Below are 20,515 nucleotides of genomic sequence, written 5' to 3'. Positions count from 1 at the left end.
TTTACTTTTCTTATTTTTTTAATTCTGCTCTAAGGGTTTCTACGTAAGCAGTCACTTGCCAACGTTCTTCCTCATTCAATAAATTTGCGTAAGATCCCATAGTGTTTTTACCGTAATAGATAACGTGGTAAATACTTCCTTCAGTAATGGCTCTATCTGCATAACTTGGAACTCCAAGAATTTTTTCTCTTTTCACAAGCTTTCCTTGACCAGCGCCTTTGTTTCCATGACAAATACCACAGTAAATCTCATACAGCTCTTTTCCTCTTTTAGCGTCTAATTCAGCAGATGCTATGGGAGATTTTAAATCTGAAAGCGCTGCTGCATAACCTTCGTTACTGTTTTCAAATTCATATAAAGAATGACCTCTAGAGATCGTTCCTTCAACAGGCAATAATGCCTCTTGGGAGTTTGGAAAAACATCGTACTCGCCATAAGCTTCATAGCCTATAGGTGCATACATGTTTGGGAAGTATTGGTAGTTTGGACTGTTATCATTTTGACATGAAAAAACAGTGACAAGGACCAATGCTAAGACGATTATTTTTGATACACTTTTCATAATACTAATGTGCTTCTTTTTCAACGATATGAACCTCTACTGCTCCTGTTTGGGTCAGCAAGGTTTTTAATTCATTTTCATTATCATGAACAGAGATTTCCATTAAAAAATGGTCATCTGTTGTTCTTGGATCCGGGTTTTCTGCATTTTTAAATGGCCACATTCTACTTCTTAGGTAAAAGGTAATCACCATTAAGTGAGCCGCAAAAAAGACGGTTAACTCAAACATAATTGGCACGAATGCCGGCATGTTTTCGATATAGCTAAAACTCGGTTTTCCACCAATGTTTTGAGGCCAGTCTTCGATCATGATGTAATTCATCATGACAGTCGCTACAATCAAACCAACACAGCCATACATAAAGGCAGCGATGGCAATACGAGTGGGTTCTAATCCCATTGCTTTGTCTAATCCGTGTACTGGGAAAGGCGTGAATATCTCCTCGATATGATGCTTTTCGGAACGTACGGACTTGACTGCAGATAATAATACATCATCATCTGTATATAGTGCGTGAATAACTTTTGAAGATCCCATAGGCTACTCTTTTTCTTTTTTAGGTGTTTGGGCTGGTTTTGTCATAGCATCTGTACGTTCATCTGAACCTGTACCGACTAGGCTACCACCTGCTTCTCTAATGTTTTTATAACGTTGTCCTGAAGACTTTAATATTGTTTTGACTTCAGCTTGTGCAATCACTGGGAACGTTCGAGCGTACAATAAGAATAATACAAAGAAGAATCCAATGGTTCCGATGAAAATTCCGATATCTACAAACGTTGGTGAGAACATGGTCCATGAAGATGGTAAGTAATCTCTGTGAAGAGAGGTTACAATAATCACAAAACGTTCAAACCACATTCCAATGTTTACGACAATGGAGATAAAGAATGAGAACATGATACTTGTTCTAAGTCTTTTGAACCACATAAATTGTGGCGAAAATACATTACATGACATCATTGCCCAGTAGGCCCAAGCATAAGGTCCTGTTGCTCTGTTTAAGAATGCATATTGTTCGTATTCAACTCCTGAATACCAAGCGATAAATAATTCCGTCATATACGCAACCCCAACAATGGATCCCGTAATCATGATGACGATGTTCATCAATTCGATATGTTGAACAGTAATGTAATCTTCAAGACTACATACTTTACGCATGATGATCAATAAGGTATTTACCATGGCGAAGCCAGAGAAAATTGCACCTGCTACAAAGTAGGGTGGAAAAATAGTTGTATGCCATCCCGGAATCACCGAGGTTGCGAAATCAAAAGATACAATGGTGTGTACGGATAATACTAAAGGGGTTGCAAGTCCTGCAAGTACCAAAGATACTTCTTCAAAACGTTGCCAGTCTTTTGCACGTCCACTCCATCCAAAGCTTAATAATGAATAGATTTTCTTTTGGAAAGGTCTTACCGCACGATCTCGAATCATTGCGAAATCTGGTAATAATCCTGTCCACCAGAATACAAGTGATACAGATAGATATGTAGAAATTGCAAATACATCCCACAATAAAGGCGAGTTAAAGTTGACCCATAACGACCCAAATTGATTTGGAATAGGCAATACCCAGTATGCTAACCATGGACGACCCATGTGAATAATTGGAAACAATCCTGCTTGAATTACAGAGAAAATAGTCATGGCTTCCGCAGAACGGTTAATTGCCATACGCCATTTCTGTCTGAATAATAAGAGTACTGCTGAAATCAGGGTACCTGCATGTCCAATACCAACCCACCAAACGAAGTTCGTAATATCCCAAGCCCAACCAACGGTTTTGTTGAGACCCCAAGTACCAATCCCCGTAGAGACGGTATAAATCATACACCCTATTCCCCAGCTAAAAGCTGCAAGTGCAATAGAAAATACTATCCACCATAGTTTGTTTGCTTTTCCTTCAACAGGTGCAACAACGTCCAAGGTTACATCATGATATGATTTTTCCCCAGTAACTAATGGTCTTCTGATAGGTGCTTCGTAATGAGACGCCATAATCCTTTTATATTATTTCTTATTATTTATGCTTCGTTTGTGTTTCTTACTTTAACTTGATAGACGACGTTTGGTTTTGTACCAACGTGATCTAATAAATGATAAGCACGCTCATCATCTTTAAGTTCGGTAATCGCACTTTTCTTATTATTTATATCTCCAAACGCAATGGCGCCTGAGTCACATGCAGACGAACAAGCGGTTTTGAACTCATCTGGATTGACTTCTCTTCCGTCGCGTTTCGCGTCCAAAATTGTTTTCTGTGTCATTTGAATACACATCGAACATTTTTCCATCACACCTCTAGAACGTACTGTTACGTCTGGATTGATGACCATACGACCTAAGTCGTTATTCATGTGGTAATCAAATTCATCGTTCTCATTGTATAAGAACCAGTTGAATCGACGTACTTTATAAGGACAGTTGTTAGCGCAATAACGCGTTCCAACACATCTGTTATAAGCCATGTGATTCTGACCTTGACGACCGTGAGAGGAGGCTGCTACTGGACAAACCGTTTCACAGGGTGCATGGTTACAGTGCTGACACATGATTGGTTGGAAAGCAACTTGTGGGTTTTCAGATGGAATTTCCATCTCTCCAAAAGTACTTAATGAACTTCCTAAACCTTGAATATCATCTTTGGTGGTGTTATCACCTTCAAACGTATCATCTGAAGAATAATATCTATCAATACGTAGCCAGTGCATATCGCGACTTCTACGAATTTCTTCTTTTCCTACAACTGGAACGTTGTTTTCTGCATGACATGCAATCACACAAGCTCCACATCCTGTACAGGAGTTTAAGTCAATTGACAGGTTGAAATGATGTCCAATCGAACGGTCAAATTCATCCCATAAATCTACATCTGGAGAATCAACTGGTGTTTCTTCATGGTTCAATGACACCATAGTCATTGGGTTCCAATCCGCAGCAGATTCAGTATTGAATATCTCCAAAGTCGTTTCTTTGATGATATCTCCTCTACCCATTAATGTATTGTGCAACTGAACACAAGCAAATTCATGCTTCCCATCCGTTAACTCTACAGTAGCGGTTTGTACGGTGTTAAAATCGTTATATAAAGGATAGGCGTTGACACCTGTTTGCATTTCTGTTTTGAGACCTTCGGTTCGACCATATCCAAAGGACATTCCTACCGTACCTCTTGCTTGTCCTGGTTGAATGATCACCGGAACTTTTACAGTGACACCATTTACGGTGACGTTTGCATATTTCCCGTTCAATCCACCATCGGCATCATGACTGTTTTCACTGAAAAAAGTACTTGTTTCTAAAAAGAATCCTAATGCTTTACCATCAAATTCAGATACTGTTAAGTAGTTATCCCAAGTCGTTCTTGTCAATGGATCTGGAAATTCTTGTAACCAAGGGTTGTTGGCTTGTTGACCATCTCCCATTCCTGTTTTTGGATACAGCGTCAGCTCCATACCAGAAGTGGATGTTGCAGCAAGTGCAGTGACTGCAGCTCCTAATCCTGAAATTGTACTGCTATCAAAAGCATCTGCAGTTTCTACCGTTGCAGAGTTTGATGAAACATACACACCATCGTGTAAACTGTCATTCCAAGAAGCCCCTTTTAATACATTGCTGTTCCAATAGGACTTTACAAAATCGTGGTAAGACCCTGAAGTCCCCACCAATTCTAATAATAGGTCTTGAAATTGTTTGGTGTCAAATAAAGGACGAATGGTTGGCTGCATGAGCCCGTAATGTCCTTTTTTAGTTTCTAAATCGCCCCACGATTCTAAATAATGAGAAGTAGCAGCAACATATTGTGATACAGAAGCTGTTTCATCATTTTTCATGGTGAAGGCTACTGATAATTCTGTTTGTTTTAATCCTTCTACAAATGCAGAAGCATTTGGAAGTGTGTACGCTGGGTTCACACCGGCCATGATGACAGCACCTACAGTGCCCGCATTCATATCTGTTACTAATTGAGCAACCGCTTTATCATTCCCTTGACGGGTTAAGATTGGATTGTTAGGATCAAACGCTTTACTGTTAAGTTTTTCGTTGATGGCCAACACAATGTTTTGTGCATTGACGTCTTGAATTCCTGAAAGTACAACTGCGTTAGAACCTGCTTTCAATAATTCAGAAGCTGCATTGTTTACAGCCGTTTCTAAGTGTGCTGGAAGATCGCCTCCAACTGCGGTTCCAAATAATTTTCCGTAAAGTTTTGCAAGGGCTACTTTTTGTTGAGACGGTTTGATTGCGACACGTTTATCAGCATTTGCTCCTGATAAGCTCATGTTTGCTTCAAACTGAATATGACGCGACATTTTTCCGTTTTTAGGAATACGTCCTTGTGCATAAGCAGCATCAAAACCACCCCCTTGCCAGTCGCCTAAAAAGTCAGCGCCTATAGATACAATGGTTTGGGCTTTTGAAAAATCGTAATTAGCCAATCCTCTTGAGCCATATTTGTTTTGGAACGCATCTGCGGCAGCCGATTCTGATATCGCATCATAAACGACGTGGCTTACATTCCCATATTTTTGTTTAAAATCAGAGATCAATTTTGAAGTCGATGGGCTTGCAAAGGTTTGTGTTAATAACACAATTGATTTATCCGATCCTTTTAATGCTTCTAATTTTTGAGCCACTTCTGCTGTCAACTCTCCCCAACTCGTTTCTTGACCCTCTTTTTGTGGGCCTACAACTCTTTGGTTATCATATAAATCTAATACAGAAGCTTGCACTCTGGCGTTGATCCCACCGTTTGCTTTTGCAAGACTGTTAGACTCGACCTTGATAGGACGGCCTTCTCTGGTTTTAATTAAAACACTTGCAAAATCATATCCATTAGCAATGGCCGTTGCATAATAATTTGCAACACCAGGGATAATTTGTTCTGGCTGAACCACGTAAGGAATTGATTTGATGACCGGTCCTTCACAGGCTGCTAAAGATGCTGCAGCAGTACTGAACCCTACATATTTTAAGAAATCACGACGCGTTGTACTCGATGACTCTAGGGTTTCTTTATCGCCTAGAAATTCATCTACAGGAATTTCTTGTGTAAATTCCTTTTGTTTAAGCGTCTCAACAGCGGAGCTATGACTCGGATTTAGCTCCTCAACACTTTTCCAGTATTTCTTATTTGATGACATATATCTAATGTTACTTGTTGATCGTTTTATTTAATTTCTAATAATGACATTTTCCACATTCTAAACCACCCATTTGGGCTGCGGTCAATTGCTCTACACCGTATTTCTTGGTGAGTGCTTCGTGGATTTTATCATAATAGCCGTTGTCTTGAACTTTTACATTTGTTTCTCTGTGACAATTGATACACCAGCCCATCGTTAATGGAGAGAACTGATACATAATTTCCATTTCTTCTACAGGTCCGTGACATGTTTGACATTCCAATCCAGCCACCACAACGTGTTGCGAGTGATTGAAATAGGCGAAATCAGGCAGGTTGTGAATACGCACCCATTTGACTGGTTTCGTGTTTCCTGTATATTTCTGTTCGGCATCATCCCAACCTACAGCATCGTATAATTTTTTGATTTCTCCGTCATAAAATTCTTTCGTGTACTCGTCCGTTGCCGTTTCTGGTGACACTTCGTAAATAGACTTGTGACAGTTCATACACACATTCAGCGCTGGAATTCCAGAGTGCTTACTCACACGTGCAGAAGAGTGACAGTATTTACAATCAATTCCATTGTCACCGGCGTGAATTTTATGAGAGTAATGTATCGGTTGAATCGGTTGGTATCCTTGGTCAACACCCACCTGCATAAAGTAGCCATATACAAAATAGGCACTTGATAACAAGAAGAAGATCGCCACAACCAACATTAAAAATTGGTTTTGAATAAAGGCTTTCCAAAGTGATTTTTTCTTAACCGCTTCAGCAATTTCAACATTGTTTGCAGAAGCGAAACGACGTAATGTGTTGTTTACTAAAAACAATCCTAAAGCTAGCAATCCAAAAAGAATGGCGAGAGCCGCTAAAACAAGTTCTTGAGAAACACCGCCTTCAGCTTGCCCACCTTGCACAGCAGTTGCAACAGCAGCTACAGGAGTTGCTTTTTCTTGAGCCGTATAGGCTAAGATGTTTGTGATATCATCATCTGAAAACCCTGGAAAAGCAGTCATTGCAGATCCGTTGTATTCAGCGTAAATTTTGTTTGCATACGCATCTCCAGACTTGATTAAGGCTGAACTGTTGCGAATCCAAGCGTTGAGCCAGACTCTGTCCAAACCTTCCTCTTCACTGAGTCGTGTTTCGACATTTCGAAGCGCAGGCCCGGTCATTTTCTTGTCTAACTGATGACAAGCGGCACAGTTGGCGTTAAATAAAGATTTCCCCTTAACAGGATCTCCATCTTGAGCGTATAGCGATGTGAATGTAATTGAGAAAAATAAAAGCCCCGAGAATAGTATTTTCGAAAGCGTGTAAAAGTTAAATCCCTGTTTCATAGCGTTGATAGAAGTCATTTCTAAACTTTGATTCGATTTTATCATGCAAATAGGCAATATTCGTTTATAAAAATCTTCCGCAAAAGTAACATTTAATGTCCGTTTTTGAAATGTTAGATATGCGTAAATTTCTAATTTATAAACGTTCTAAATAAGTATTTTTTATAACTTTTAATTTTATTCGTTTACATTTGTAGAAGCAATACTATACTATGAACTTATTTAATTGGAAATTAATTGTTATAAGTGTCTTATTTTCAGGCACCGTTTTGGCTCAAGAAGGCGTCGTAAGCATTGAGAAAAGCTTGGAAATTGATCGGGTGCTGACGCTTAAAAAAGAACTGAATAAAGACCAAACATATATAAAAATTCAAATTTATAGTGGAAACCGACTTGGCGCAGAAACAGCCTTAGAAAGTTTTAAAACTGATTTTCCAAAACAAACTGTAGAAATGAAATACGAAACTCCCAACTATAAAATTTGGGTTGGAAAATTTAGAACACAACTGGAGGCAGATCGAGAACTGATTGTTGTGAGAAAAAAGTTTCCAAATGCATTTTCTCTTAAACCTTAAAAAAATTTACAGCATTTTATTGAACCACAATTTTTCTAACATATTGCTGGTCGTTGATTTCAAATTTAGCAATGTAAAAACCCGTTTGAAGCGGGCGAACATCGATGCTATTTTGGTCAATTTTTGAAGCACTTAGTACTGATTTTCCTCTAAGGTCAAAGAGCTGAATATTGGAAACTTCATAAACCGATTCAATGGTAATTTGACGTGAACTTGGATTGGGAAATAGTTTAAATACATCCGCAAATTCTTCTTTGAAATTGCCCAATACTTCACTTTGAACATCGCCAGTGAGTGTTTCAATAGTTGAATCGCCATCCCCTCCACAAAGCGAAGTGTCTGTCGTTGAATTCTCAACCCAAACACCCAAGGTTGCATCTGGGGGATTTGGTGTTGATTGCGCAGTATTATAATAAATTAAATAGGTTTCAGAAAAATCACCATTGCCATCATCTGCTCGGAGTTCCCATCGACTATCCGTATCATTATAAGCGATTTGAAATTCACAGACTCCAATGCCGCTACAAGGCTGATCGCCTGTGATTGGTGTGGTTTCAAAAATAGCTCTCCCCGTATCGTCGGAACCCGTTTGTGTGAATATAAATTCTTGATCATCGAACAACTCTTGACAAGCATTGAGCGTGATTTGAGCAAAGCCATTGAAACTGATACTTGTAAAAATAAAGAATTGAATAAGTAATTTCATCTGTCTTTAATCTCTTGGTGGATAAATGCCTTGGGTAGCAATAATATAAGTAACTGTAAGATAGGGTTGCATATTATTAACAGCTTGTCCTCCACCTGTGTTGCTTACCATTGCAGAATTCATAGTCGTTGTGGCTGTGGCATCGGAGTATTCCTTGTCCAGTAGTTTGGTGCCTGCTGGCAAATTGCCACCTGGGACGGATGTATTGCCGTCTGCAGTAACCGCATTGATGGAATGATTATGAGAAGGTAAATTAGCGACCACTAGCAAATTTGTTTCCGCTCCCCCGGATTGTGCCTGTGTATATGAAGATAACCCAGGTCCAGATCCATAATGCATGGGCACCCGACCTCTTAAGTCTGGCAACCCAAAAGTAGAGCTGCCATCGCCGCCATACATAGTTCCTAGTATTGAAAATAATGCCGTATTACTGGAAATCGCCAGTAATTGACCTTCGCATTTTGCCCAACCTCGTGGTGCAAAATTTCCTGCAAACATTCTGATTTCTCCAATAAAAGGGTCTTGAGCATTGGCGGATTCACTAAAAATAAAACAGCAAAACAGTAGTAACGTTACAATTGATTTTTTCATCCTATAAATTAAATTGGTAACTCAAATATACGTAAACTAATTAAAACAATGGAGGGTCTTTTAAATTATAAAATAATAATTGTATTGCATTACAATTTTGTATAATGCTTGAATTCTATAAAATGGTGAACAAAATCAGTATGTTGAATACAAAAAACCGCATGCCTTTTGGACATACGGTTTTTAAAAATTTATGTATATATAAACTAAATACTGTTTTATTTAAGTGTTTTCTTAACCTCTACCTCACGGAAGGCTTCAAGAATATCACCTTCGCGGATATCGTTGTAGTTTTTCACTTGCATACCACAGTCGTATCCTTTAGCAACTTCTTTCGCATCGTCTTTGAAACGTTTTAAAGAGCTTAATTCACCTGTATATACTACCACACCTTCTCTGATCAATCGAATTCCAGCGCTTCTGTATATTTTACCATTGGTAACCATACATCCTGCAATCGTTCCGATTTTAGAGATTTTAAAGGTTTCTCTAATTTCTGCGGTTCCTGTAATTTCTTCTTTAAACTCAGGAGACAACATGCCTTCCATCGCGTCTTTAAGATCGTTAATCGCATCGTAAATAATAGAGTACATTCGGATGTCGATTTCTTCCTTATCAGCAATTTGACGGGCATTCCCCATTGGTCGCACATTAAATCCGATAATAATCGCATCGGATGCTGTTGCAAGTAACACATCACTTTCTGTAATGGCTCCAACTCCTTTATGAATAATATTCACCTGAATTTCTTCGGTCGATAATTTCTGGAACGAATCTGTTAGGGCTTCAACGGATCCATCAACATCTCCTTTCAAGATGATGTTTAATTCCTTAAAGTCACCTAAAGCAATACGTCTTCCAATTTCATCAAGCGTAATATGACGTTGTGTTCTTACAGATTGCTCACGTTGTAGTTGTGTACGTTTGGCAGCAATTTGCTTCGCTTCACGCTCATCTTTAAAGACGGTAAATTTATCTCCTGCCTGAGGTGCGCCGTCCAATCCTAAAATAGAGATGGGCGTTGAAGGTCCTGCAACAAGCAAGTCGTTTCCGCGTTCGTCATGCATGGCTCTAACTTTACCACTGTTTTTTCCTGCCAAGACATAATCGCCAATTTTCAGCGTTCCTGCTTGTACTAAGATGGTAGAAACATACCCACGACCTTTATCTAAAAAGGCTTCAACTACGGTTCCTAAAGCGGGTTTATTTGGATTTGCTTGCAGCTCTAATAATTCAGCTTCTAGCAATACTTTTTCTAATAATTCTTTGACACCGTCTCCTTTTAATGCAGAAACATCATGCGATTGGATTTTCCCTCCCCAGTCTTCTACTAATAAATTCATATTGGCCAAGGCTTCCTTAATTTTTTCAGGATTTGCCGCTGGTCTGTCTATTTTATTAATTGCAAAGATGATTGGTACGCCTGCTGCTTGTGCATGGGCAATGGCTTCTTTTGTTTGAGGCATGATATCATCATCCGCTGCAATGACGATAATAGCAATATCCGTGACTTGCGCACCACGTGCACGCATCGCCGTAAAGGCCTCGTGACCGGGTGTATCTAAAAAGGCTATTTTTTGTCCTGTTCCAAGGGTCACTCCGTAAGCTCCAATATGTTGGGTGATGCCTCCAGATTCACCTGCAATTACATTTTCTTCCCGTATATAATCTAGTAAAGATGTTTTACCGTGATCGACATGTCCCATGACCGTTACGATCGGAGCTCGTGTTTCTAAATCTTCGGCAGTATCTACTACGATTTCAATTGCTTCGTCAATATCAGCGGTTACAAATTCAACCGTAAATCCAAATTCTTCAGCAACAATGGTTAAAGTTTCAGCATCTAATCGCTGATTCATGGTCACCATCATTCCAAGAGACATACAGGCAGAAATAATTTGAGTCACCGAAACATCCATCATGGTAGCGACTTCGCTTGCGGTTACAAATTCAGTAACTTTAACTACTTTATTTTCTAGTTCTTGTTGTTCTTGATCTTTTTCAGTTTGTTGACGGTGCTGATCTCTTTTGTCTTTTCTGTACTTCGCACCTTTTTTACCTTTGTTTGATTTCCCTTGTAATTTTTCAAGGGTTTCTCTTACCTGCTTTTGTACTTCTTCCGCTGTTGGCTCTACTTTTGGAACTTGCGTTCTAGCTTGTGGCGGTCGGTTTCTAAAGTTTCCTCTAGGCTGCGAAGGATTGCTTCCAACTTTACTTATTCTACGACGTTTTTTTCTGGCATCGGCAGAATTGGTTCCAGCTGCTGGTGTAACTGGCTTCGCTTTTTTGGGTTTATTAAATTGGGTTAAATCTATCTTTTGTCCAGTAGATTTTGGCCCTGAAAGTTTTTGATAATTGGTGGTTTCAACTTTTTGTTCTCCTGAGGCTATTGGTTCCTCATTAGCGGTAGCTGCTGGCGCAACTGGTGTTGCTGGAGGTGTTGTCTCAGTAGTTGTTGAAACAACTGGTGTTTCTTTTTTATCTGCGACTGGTAAAGGAGCGGGTGCTGTTTTTGTAGCAGGCTTTACTTTTGGTGTGGACTCAACCTTAGGCGTTGCTGCTTCTTTTGGGGCTGGCACTACTTTTGGAGTGGGTGCGGCTTTTGGAGTGGCAACCTCTACTTTAGGCGCTGCTGCTTCTTTTGGTGTTGGCGCTGCTTTGGGAGCGGCAACCTCTACTTTAGGGACTACTTCTTTTGGAGCAACTGCAGGCTTTACGGCTTCAGGCTGTTTTTCAGCTGCTTTTTTAGAGCCATCTAAATCGATTTTACCGACTTTTTTGGGACCTTGAAGGACCTGTTTGGCTTTAAAAACTGTTTTAGCGGCTTCGGCTTTTTGAAGTTTCAGCTCTATTTCTTGTTCACGTTGAACACGTAAGGCTTCTTTTTCTTTTAGCTTAGCTTCACCAACTTCTTTAGAAGCGACTTTCTTATTTGCATCCGTTTGAAACTCTCCTGCAAGAAGATCGTACACTTCCGAAGTGATTTTGGTCGTAGGGCGTTTTTCTATTTCAACGTTTTTTGTTTCCAAAAAATCGACCGCTCGATCGAGAGAAATATTCAATTCCCTTAACACTTTATTTAATCTAATAATTTCAGCCATAAATTGCCTTTGATATTTTTTAACAGTATTTCTTACGCGTAATCGTGTGGTAATCCGGTCTTACAGGCTACCAATATAATTAAAATTTTACTCTTCAAACTCTTCTTTCAAAATACGAACTACATCTTCGATGGTTTCTAACTCTAAATCGGTACGCTTTACAAGATCTACAATCTCTTGTTCAAGGATACTTTTTGCAGTGTCTAAACCTGCTTTTGCAAATTCAGCAATGATCCATGCTTCGATTTCATCAGAGAATTCAGAAAGCTCTACATCCTCTTCTACACCTTCTCTAAATACATCAATTTCATAGCCTGTCAAACGACCGGCCAAACGAATGTTGTGACCACCTCTACCAATCGCTTTACTCACTTCTTCAGGTTTTAAAATAACCTCAGCACGCTTGGTTTCTTCGTTTATTTTGATCGATGTCACTCTTGCTGGACTCAACGCTCTTGTGATATAAAGTTGCAAGTTGGTTGTATAATTGATCACATCAATGTTTTCATTTCCTAGTTCACGAACAATTCCGTGGATTCTAGAACCTTTCATTCCAACACAAGCTCCTACAGGATCTATTCGATCGTCATAAGAATCAACCGCTACTTTGGCTTTTTCTCCTGGAATTCTTACAACATTTTTAACAGATATTAAACCGTCAAAAACTTCTGGAATTTCTTGTTCAAATAATTTTTCAAGAAAAACAGGGGCTGTTCTTGATAATACAATAGACGGTTTGTTTCCTTTTAAATCAACACTTTCAATGATACCTCTTACATTTTCTCCTTTTCTGAAAAAATCAGAAGGAATTTGTTTGTCTTTTGGAAGGATCAATTCATTGCCATCGTCATCCAATAAAATCACCGCTCGGTGGCGAATGTGATGAACCTCAGCTGTGTATATTTCACCTACTAAGTCTTTAAAGTGCTTGTAGATATTTGTGTTATCGTGCTCATGAATTTTAGAAATTAAATTCTGACGCAGTGCTAAAATAGAACGACGTCCTAAGTCAACCAGCTTCACTTCTTCGGATACATCTTCACCAACTTCAAAATCTGGTTCGATTTTTTGAGCATCTGTTAAAGAGATTTCTTGGTTTTCTTCTTCAACCTCACCATCTGCTACAACGACTCTATTTCTCCATATTTCTAAATCGCCTTTATCGGGATTGATAATGATATCAAAGTTATCATCATCTCCAAACTTCTTTTTTAATGTATTTCTAAACACATCTTCTAAGATTGACATTAAGGTAACTCTATCAATTAGCTTTTCATCTTTGAATTCTGAAAACGAATCAATTAACGCTAAATTTTCCATAATTTTAGTCTTGTATTAAAATAATATTTTCACTTTTGCTTCACTTATATCTGTGTACAGAAGGGTTGCTTTTTTCTGAACGGTGACCTTTCCTTTTCCGATCGGCTTTGGTTCTCTTGCTTTCCATTCAAGTACAATATCTTCTTTGTTGGCGGCGGTAAGGACAGCTTCAATTTTTTGATTTTCTGTAGCCCTGACTTCTAATGTTCTGCCGATGTGTTTTTGAAATTGACGCGGGTGTGTCAATGGAGTGGTGGCTCCAGACGATGATACTTCCAATGCAAAATCGTGCTCTTCCCTGTCTATATTGTGTTCGATACCGCGACTGACAAACATACAGTCTTCTACAAGGACCCCTTTGTCCCCGTCAATTACGATTCTAATTTTATTGCCTTCTAAGATTTCGAAATCAATCAAAAACAAATCCTGTCTTTGTGCAAGGCAATCCTCTAATAATTCTTTTACTATATCTCTAAACATCTGGTATAAAAAGAGGGGACTTTATGTCCCCTCGCTTTTTCATTTATCATTCTATGCGGCAAATATACGACATAAAAATTGAATTTAACAAGTGTTTACACTTGTTTTAGTTGGCCCACTAGGGCTCGAACCTAGACTCTTCGGTACCAAAAACCAACGTGTTGCCAGTTACACCATGGGCCAATCTCTTAATGAGGCTGCAAATTTATAATAAAGTTTTGTTTAGGCAAACATTTTTAAATTTATTTCTTGTTGATTTTTTGGTTTATAATATAAACTAGTTTACATTTGCTATTCTAAATCTTATAATCATGCAAACACAAGAACAAATTCAGCTTATTAATGACACCATTAATAAAACAAAAGAAAATTTAAAATCGAGTGCTCCCAACTTTATTTTCTGGGGTGCATTAATTGCAGTCTTAAGCTTTTTTCATTACAGTTTCCCTGAAATTGTTCAGCAAACAAACTACTCAAACCTACTCTATTGGGTGTTAATTCCAGCGCTTGGAATGGTCGTTACAGTTCTTTATAATGTTAAAAAACGCAAACAAACGGGCTATGAAACCCATATGGGGCGTGTATTAAAAATAATTTGGGGAGTATTTAACTTCTCTTGGATTCTTTTAATATTTATTTCAGCACAAAAAAACCAAAATCCAACCGAGTCTATTTTATTCTTACTAGGAGTGATGATTCTTATAACGGGACTTTTAATTCGCTTCAAACCGATCTCTTTTGGAGGCATCTCTGTTATTATTTGCAGTATGGTATGTGTTTATACTCCAAATAATTCTTGGTTGTTTATTAATGGCATCGCCTCTATTTTAGGGCTGCTTGTTCCTGGAATTGTGCTTTATTACAGCAAATCAAATGTTTAGACCCTTAGATAAATTATTGGTAAACCCAACACGTCTGATGATTGTGGCTGTGTTGGCTAAAGTGGAGAATTGTGATTTTAATTATTTAAAAAAAATTACGGAAACCACGCAGGGAAATCTGAGCATACAGCTAAAAAAATTAAAAGAAAGCGGCTATATTTCCATCCACAAAAGTTTTGAAAACAACTATCCAAAAACAAGTTGTTCCATCACAAAAGCAGGCATCAAAGCGTTTGAGGATCATTTCACAAATTTAAAAAATTATCAAGATTTAAAGCTTTAAGTATGTATGAGTTTATAAGAGACTTGCATTTATACACCATCGCGCCTTGCCTTCCGCTAGGGTTTTATCTCATCGTGGTATCAGGAAAAGGTGGCGTTTTACATAAAAAAATTGGCTCTGTATATATGCTTCTTATTTTTTTCTCGACGATCGTTTCCTTGTTTTTGAAAGCCTATGTAGGCCCCACATTTCTGAATCATTTTGGATGGATTCATTTATTAAGCCTTCTAACAATTTGGACGGTTCCTCGCAGTTTAATTGCTGTGAAAAAAGGAAATATACAAAGACATAAACGCTCTATGAAATTACTGTATTGGACCGGCCTCCTCCTTGCAGGATTATTCACACTCATGCCAGGTCGGTATCTACATGGCGTGTTTTTTGAATGATGTATTTCATTCGTTTTGACCAAAAACTATTAAGCTTTACTTAAAAGTTTTTAGCCCTTGCATAATTATTGCTAAATTCGCTTCGAACTTCAATTTTACAGCATGGCAGATTTTAATTTTAAAAAATGGAACCTCATCTTAGGATGGCTTGCGTTTTTAATAGCGTTCATTACTTACAGCCTCACTGTTGAACCAACGGTTAGTTTTTGGGATGCTGGAGAATATATATTGACTTCTTCCAAGTTGCAAGTGGGACACCCCCCAGGAGCACCATTTTTTCAAATGATGGGAGCCTTCTTTTCGATTTTTGCTTCTGAACCAAGCCAAATAGGTTTGATGATTAATATGATGAGCACCACCGCCAGTGCCTTCACTATTTTATTCATGTTTTGGTCCATTGTATTGCTCATCAAACAAGTTGCTAAATATGACAACGAATCCTCAAAAGATCAAAACATGGCTGTTTTAGGTGCTGCGTTTGTAGGGAGTTTATCCTTTGCATTTACGGATTCCTTTTGGTTCAATGCCGTTGAAACCGAAGTCTATGCCATGGCAACATTAATCATGGCTGTCTTATTTTATTTAGGGTTGCGCTGGGAAAATGAGATGTTTACACCAAGAGGCAACAAATGGCTCATTCTTATTTCTTTTGTGGTTGGCTTGTCGTTTGGCGTGCACTTTATGGGACTGTTGACCATTCCAGCAATCAGTCTTATCTACTTTTTTAAAAATTACAAAACGGTTACGATTAAGAATTTTATTTTGGCAAATATCGCTGGCGTTGCCATTTTATTATTTGTCTTTAAACTCTTAGCTCCTAATATTCTTAGATACTTCAGTGCCTTAGAAATCTTTTTTGTGAACTCGGTTGGAATGCCGTTTAATTCAGGTTCTATCATTGCATTTATTCTGTTGGTTGGATTCATTTTTTGGGGACTCAATTACACCCGAAAAAAAGGGTATATCCACCTCAACACAGGACTCCTTTGCATCACATTTATAGTCATCGGATTTTCATCCTGGTTAATGCTTCCTATTCGTGCGAATGCGAATGTAACGGTGAATGAAAACAACCCCTCAAGTGCCAGAGAACTCCTCGCTTATTACAACTTAGAACAGTACCCAAAAACACATTTGTTTTATGGACCTCAGTTTACAAATCAATATGTTGGTTTGGACGAAAACCAACCTTATGTCGATGACAAGCCAAAATACGAAAAAGATGAAGTCGCTGAAAAATATGTGATTGTCAACGATTATAAAGATGGATTGCAAAACTACAACACAGAACACGCTTCTTTTTTACCGAGGATGTGGAGTGATGAGCATGCCGAAAATTACATGATGTATTCTGGGTTTTTGGAGTTTTCAATCAAAACGGAGTATCAAATGCAAAACGACTTACGTTCGGTTGTGAATAGCTTCAAGGATTCTGTAGCCCAAGGGGATGTTGATTATGAGGATTATCATGCCTTTCTGAAAAAATATGGACGTTATATTGACATTCAAAAACCTTCGCTACTTCAGAACATATACTACCTTTTTGATTATCAAATAGGATATATGTATTGGCGTTACTTTATGTGGAATTTTACAGGACGCCAAGATGATGTTCAAGGTCGGCTTGACCTTCACGGCAATTGGATCAGTGGAATTGAGGCTGTGGACTCCTACGTTTTAGACATTTCTCAAGACAATCTTCCAAGCGATGTTTTAAATAATAAAGCTCGAAATACCTACTACTTTTTACCGCTGTTATTAGGGTTGATTGGTTTGTTTTTTCTTTTTAATAGAGATAAAAAACTCTTTTGGACCATGCTGGTCTTTTTCTTGTTTACAGGAATTGCCATACAAGTTTATACCAATGTGCGACCGTTTGAACCCCGCGAGCGCGATTATTCGTTGGTGGGCTCTTTTTATGTATTTGCACTCTGGATCGGGTTTGGAGTCTTTGCTATTTATGAAAAATTAAGCACTTATTCCAAAACAAGTTTGTTAGCACCCATCGTAAGTTTGGTGTGTTTGATTGCTGTTCCTGGAGTCTTAATAAGTCAAAATTGGGACGATCACGACCGCTCTAAAAGAAAAACTGCAAATGCCATGGCACTGCAATATTTAGAATCTTGTGATCCAAATGCCATCCTTTTTACCATCGGTGACAACGATACCTTTCCACTTTGGTATGCCCAAGAAATTGAAGGCATTCGTCGCGATGTACGCGTTGTTTGTACGAGCTTATTAAATGTCGATTGGTACATTGATCAGATGAAACGAAAAGCGTATGACAGTGATCCCATTCCATCAAGTTTGACACACGATCAATATAAATGGGGCACAAGAGATTATGTCATTAAAGAAGTAGTGACAGAAGACACATTAGGCCTTAATCAGGTTTTAGGGTTTATTACGAGTGACGACCCGCGCACTAAATACAAACACATCCTAGACGAACAGGGGTATGACACTAGTGGACAACGCAGGCAAGATTTGAATGCTAATTACTTGCCTACAGAACACATCAGAATTCCAGTAGACACAGAGTCCGTCTTAAGAAATGGAATTGTAAAAGCCAAAGATTCTGCTTCCATTGTGCCTTATATCGATATTAGAATCAAAAATTCTGCGATTTATAAAAACCGTTTATTAATGTTGGACATTATTGCCAATAACAATTGGGAGCGTCCGATCTATTTTTCAGGAGGTGCCTTTGGAGACGACGATTATATTTGGATGAAAGACTATTTGCAACTCGATGGCTTGGTCTATAAGTTAGTTCCTATAAAAACAGCGGTTGCGAAAGACAACCCGTTTGATATGGGGCGTATTGATACTGATAAAATGTACGACATGGTGACCAATTGGGATTGGGGAAATAATGGCGACCCAACAATGTACCATGATATTGAAACCCGTAAAAACAGTTTGACCTACAGAGGAAACTTAGCACGATTGATTGAAACTTTAATTCAAGAAGGGGAACTGGAAAAAGCAGAGGAAATTGCGGATTTGGCGATGGCAAAAATGCCGGTGGATCTCTTTGGGTTTTATACACTGCTTGAGCCATACATTGGTGCTTATTATGAATTAGAGGCGACCGAAAAGGCACGGAATTTATTTATGGAAGTGAGTCAGAAATACCAAGAAAGCTTAATTTATTACAGCTCCCTGTCTGAGTATAACCAATCAAAGCATATTCAAAATATTTACACCGATATTGAACGTTATAGAGGGTTGGTAGATGTCACTGCTTTTTATGAAACGGACGCCTTTATTAAGGCTGAAATGGAAAAATTCAACAATTACCTTAGACTGTTTACTGGGGAATTAGAGGAAGATGAAGAAGTTGAAGAAGCCGAAATAGAAGACGAGGTCTTGGATATCCTTTAAGAGCTAATTTGTAATTGTAAAAAAATTACACATATTCTTGAATCCGACCAATAATTGTATTGGCGTCCAGCTCTCCGCTTTGGCGCCATTTCATGTCGCCTGACTTGTAAATAATGAGTGTTGGCAGCCCTTTTATGCGCAGTGCTTCTGCAAGGTCTTGATTTTTTTCAACGTCAATTTTTATCACACGAGCCTTGTCGCCCATTGCGGCAGCAACATGTCTGAGCACATCATGCATGGCCTCAGATTCGTCGCTCCACTCTGTAAAGAACTCGAACAATACAGGGATTTCAACGTCTATTAACTCTCCAAATTTTGACATATCAAGGGGTTTTATGTATCAAACTTCAATGATAATGATACTTACTTATAAGCTTACCACCTATAAATATAAGTATTATTTTGGGGTAAATATAACGTTTTCTGAAGTTTATGTGTTATTAATCCGTTTTTTAAGCGTTATAACGGTAATTTCAGGCCAAATACCAACCCGCCCAGGGAAGGCTAAAAAGCCAAATCCACGGTTCACATTGATGTACTGACCGGCCTTTTCGTAGATGCCAGCCCAATATTTGTAGCGCCATTTAATAGGACTCCATTTGATGATTCCAGGAATCTCAATACCAAACTGCATCCCATGAGTGTGCCCACTTAACGTTAGGTGGTAATGCGTTGGATCTTTCACAACTTCGTACTGCCAATGTGAAGGATCATGACTCAAAAGTATCTTAAAATCGTTCGGTTCCACTTTGGAAGATGCAAGCGATAAATCGCCTTTTTGCTTGAATCCTTTCCCCCAATTTTCGACACCAATAACAGCCAAACGATCGCCTTCTTTTTCAATAAATCGACTTTCATTCCTCAACAAATCAAAACCCATCTCTTTTTGAATGTCTAATAACTCTTGAAAATTCTCTGCTTTCGCCTCGTCGGAAGGCCAACGCGTATAATCGCCATAATCATGATTTCCCAAAATAGAAAACACACCGTCTTTTGCTGTTAATTTTGAAAAGGTCGATTTCCATGGACGCATTTCTTTAGACTTACTATTCACTAAATCGCCCGTAAACATAATTACATCCGAAGCTTGCTGATTCACAAGATCAACCGCATATTCTATTTTTTCTTTATTGTCAAAACTCCCACTGTGAATGTCACTTATTTGAGTAACCTGATAGCCGTCAAAAGCAGCAGGTAAATCATCGAATTCTAATGTGTATTTTAAAACTTTAAAATTGTATTTTCCTTTCGTAATTCCATAGAGAATGGACAAAAATGGGATGGCTGCAATGCCCAAGGCGAGTTGTCCAATGAATTTTCGTCTAGAATTAAATAAGCCCGAGCTTTCATCTGATTTAGAAACAAAATAATTAACACCAGCTTCAAACAAACGAAACACATCTTCCCCAAACATAAAAATTAAGAGCACTAATTTGGGCACATAAACCAATACAAACAAGGCAAAGGCTAAATAAAATCCGGAGTTTACTCCTGAGCCTCTTTCAAATGTAAACCCTTGATAGACGATATTTCCAAATACGACCAAAGAAATAACCACATATCCGTAAGTGACCCACGGATTTCGAACCACGCTTCTAAAACTTTGAAGGGCATAAAAATCTAATGCTAAAACAAGAACTATAAAAATTATTAATCGAATCATATCAGGACAAAGTCAACCACAAAAGTAAAACAAAAGCAAATGATAATTGAGTTAATATTTTTATTTAACGATACTTTTAGATTTGTAATTTTTTAG

General features: G+C 38.4%; 17 protein-coding genes and 1 tRNA gene. 5 read left to right on the top strand and 13 right to left on the bottom strand.

What is annotated here, in order from left to right; all coding sequences use genetic code 11:
* Nucleotides 1–10: 10 nt before the first annotated feature.
* The 5 genes from FORMB_RS07210 to FORMB_RS07190 are packed head-to-tail and all read right to left on the bottom strand — an operon-like array spanning nt 11 to nt 7,088.
* Nucleotides 11–562 carry a c-type cytochrome gene (locus FORMB_RS07210; RefSeq protein WP_069676812.1) on the bottom strand — a complete coding sequence of 184 codons (552 nt, stop codon included), beginning with the start codon at nt 560–562 and terminating at the stop codon, nt 11–13.
* Between the two features lie 4 nt (nt 563–566).
* Nucleotides 567–1,100, bottom strand: a complete 534-nt coding sequence (locus FORMB_RS07205; protein WP_069676811.1) for a DUF3341 domain-containing protein — start codon at nt 1,098–1,100, stop codon at nt 567–569.
* A 3-nt stretch (nt 1,101–1,103) separates the two neighbouring features.
* Nucleotides 1,104–2,570 (bottom strand): NrfD/PsrC family molybdoenzyme membrane anchor subunit, encoded by a 1,467-nt coding sequence (gene nrfD, locus FORMB_RS07200; protein ID WP_069676810.1) that lies wholly within the window; start codon nt 2,568–2,570, stop codon nt 1,104–1,106.
* A 26-nt stretch (nt 2,571–2,596) separates the two neighbouring features.
* Nucleotides 2,597–5,716 carry a TAT-variant-translocated molybdopterin oxidoreductase gene (locus FORMB_RS07195; RefSeq protein ID WP_069676809.1) on the bottom strand — a complete coding sequence of 1,040 codons (3,120 nt, stop codon included), beginning with the start codon at nt 5,714–5,716 and terminating at the stop codon, nt 2,597–2,599.
* A 37-nt stretch (nt 5,717–5,753) separates the two neighbouring features.
* Complete coding sequence (locus FORMB_RS07190) at nt 5,754–7,088, bottom strand: c-type cytochrome (RefSeq protein WP_157498093.1); 1,335 nt, start codon at nt 7,086–7,088, stop codon at nt 5,754–5,756.
* A gap of 167 nt (nt 7,089–7,255) precedes the next feature.
* Between FORMB_RS07190 and FORMB_RS07185 the strand changes: the two genes are divergently transcribed.
* A complete protein-coding gene (locus FORMB_RS07185; RefSeq protein ID WP_069676808.1) occupies nt 7,256–7,618 on the top strand; it encodes a hypothetical protein in 363 nt (120 codons plus the stop codon).
* Nucleotides 7,619–7,634: 16 nt separating this feature from the next.
* Here the strand turns inward: FORMB_RS07185 and FORMB_RS07180 are convergent, their stop codons facing one another.
* From FORMB_RS07180 to FORMB_RS07155, 6 genes are all read right to left on the bottom strand, one after another.
* Nucleotides 7,635–8,324: a T9SS type A sorting domain-containing protein gene (locus FORMB_RS07180; protein ID WP_069676807.1), complete on the bottom strand. Its 690-nt coding sequence runs from the start codon at nt 8,322–8,324 to the stop codon at nt 7,635–7,637.
* Nucleotides 8,325–8,330: 6 nt separating this feature from the next.
* Nucleotides 8,331–8,915, bottom strand: coding sequence for a phage tail protein (locus tag FORMB_RS07175; protein ID WP_335583320.1), 585 nt, complete (start codon nt 8,913–8,915; stop codon nt 8,331–8,333).
* A gap of 218 nt (nt 8,916–9,133) precedes the next feature.
* A complete protein-coding gene (gene infB / locus FORMB_RS07170; protein WP_069676806.1) occupies nt 9,134–12,016 on the bottom strand; it encodes a translation initiation factor IF-2 in 2,883 nt (960 codons plus the stop codon).
* Between the two features lie 87 nt (nt 12,017–12,103).
* Nucleotides 12,104–13,336, bottom strand: a complete 1,233-nt coding sequence (nusA, locus tag FORMB_RS07165; protein ID WP_069676805.1) for a transcription termination factor NusA — start codon at nt 13,334–13,336, stop codon at nt 12,104–12,106.
* Nucleotides 13,337–13,351: 15 nt separating this feature from the next.
* Nucleotides 13,352–13,816, bottom strand: a complete 465-nt coding sequence (gene rimP / locus FORMB_RS07160) for a ribosome assembly cofactor RimP (RefSeq protein ID WP_069676804.1) — start codon at nt 13,814–13,816, stop codon at nt 13,352–13,354.
* A 110-nt stretch (nt 13,817–13,926) separates the two neighbouring features.
* Nucleotides 13,927–13,999, bottom strand: a tRNA-Gln gene (locus FORMB_RS07155).
* A gap of 128 nt (nt 14,000–14,127) precedes the next feature.
* On the opposite strand from FORMB_RS07155, the gene FORMB_RS07150 reads away from it, so the two are divergent.
* From FORMB_RS07150 to FORMB_RS07135, 4 genes are all read left to right on the top strand, one after another.
* Complete coding sequence (locus FORMB_RS07150) at nt 14,128–14,697, top strand: hypothetical protein (protein WP_069676803.1); 570 nt, start codon at nt 14,128–14,130, stop codon at nt 14,695–14,697.
* Nucleotides 14,690–14,980: a winged helix-turn-helix domain-containing protein gene (locus FORMB_RS07145; protein WP_069676802.1), complete on the top strand. Its 291-nt coding sequence runs from the start codon at nt 14,690–14,692 to the stop codon at nt 14,978–14,980. Before FORMB_RS07150 ends, FORMB_RS07145 begins: the two co-directional genes overlap by 8 nt.
* A 2-nt stretch (nt 14,981–14,982) precedes the next feature.
* Nucleotides 14,983–15,369 (top strand): DUF2306 domain-containing protein, encoded by a 387-nt coding sequence (locus tag FORMB_RS07140; protein ID WP_069676801.1) that lies wholly within the window; start codon nt 14,983–14,985, stop codon nt 15,367–15,369.
* Between the two features lie 102 nt (nt 15,370–15,471).
* Nucleotides 15,472–18,756, top strand: coding sequence for a glycosyltransferase family 117 protein (locus FORMB_RS07135; protein ID WP_069676800.1), 3,285 nt, complete (start codon nt 15,472–15,474; stop codon nt 18,754–18,756).
* A 25-nt stretch (nt 18,757–18,781) separates the two neighbouring features.
* Here the strand turns inward: FORMB_RS07135 and FORMB_RS07130 are convergent, their stop codons facing one another.
* Together FORMB_RS07130 and FORMB_RS07125 are read right to left on the bottom strand one after the other, a co-directional pair.
* Nucleotides 18,782–19,078, bottom strand: coding sequence for a thioredoxin family protein (locus FORMB_RS07130; RefSeq protein ID WP_069676799.1), 297 nt, complete (start codon nt 19,076–19,078; stop codon nt 18,782–18,784).
* A 108-nt stretch (nt 19,079–19,186) separates the two neighbouring features.
* A complete protein-coding gene (locus tag FORMB_RS07125; RefSeq protein ID WP_069676798.1) occupies nt 19,187–20,419 on the bottom strand; it encodes a metallophosphoesterase in 1,233 nt (410 codons plus the stop codon).
* Between the last annotated feature and the right edge of the window lie 96 nt (nt 20,420–20,515).

This window comes from Formosa sp. Hel1_33_131 (genome assembly GCF_001735745.1).
Classification (GTDB): Bacteria; Bacteroidota; Bacteroidia; order Flavobacteriales; family Flavobacteriaceae; genus Hel1-33-131.
The sequence above is the reverse complement of the archived record's forward strand: the minus strand, read 5'-3'. Positions and strand labels throughout refer to the sequence as shown.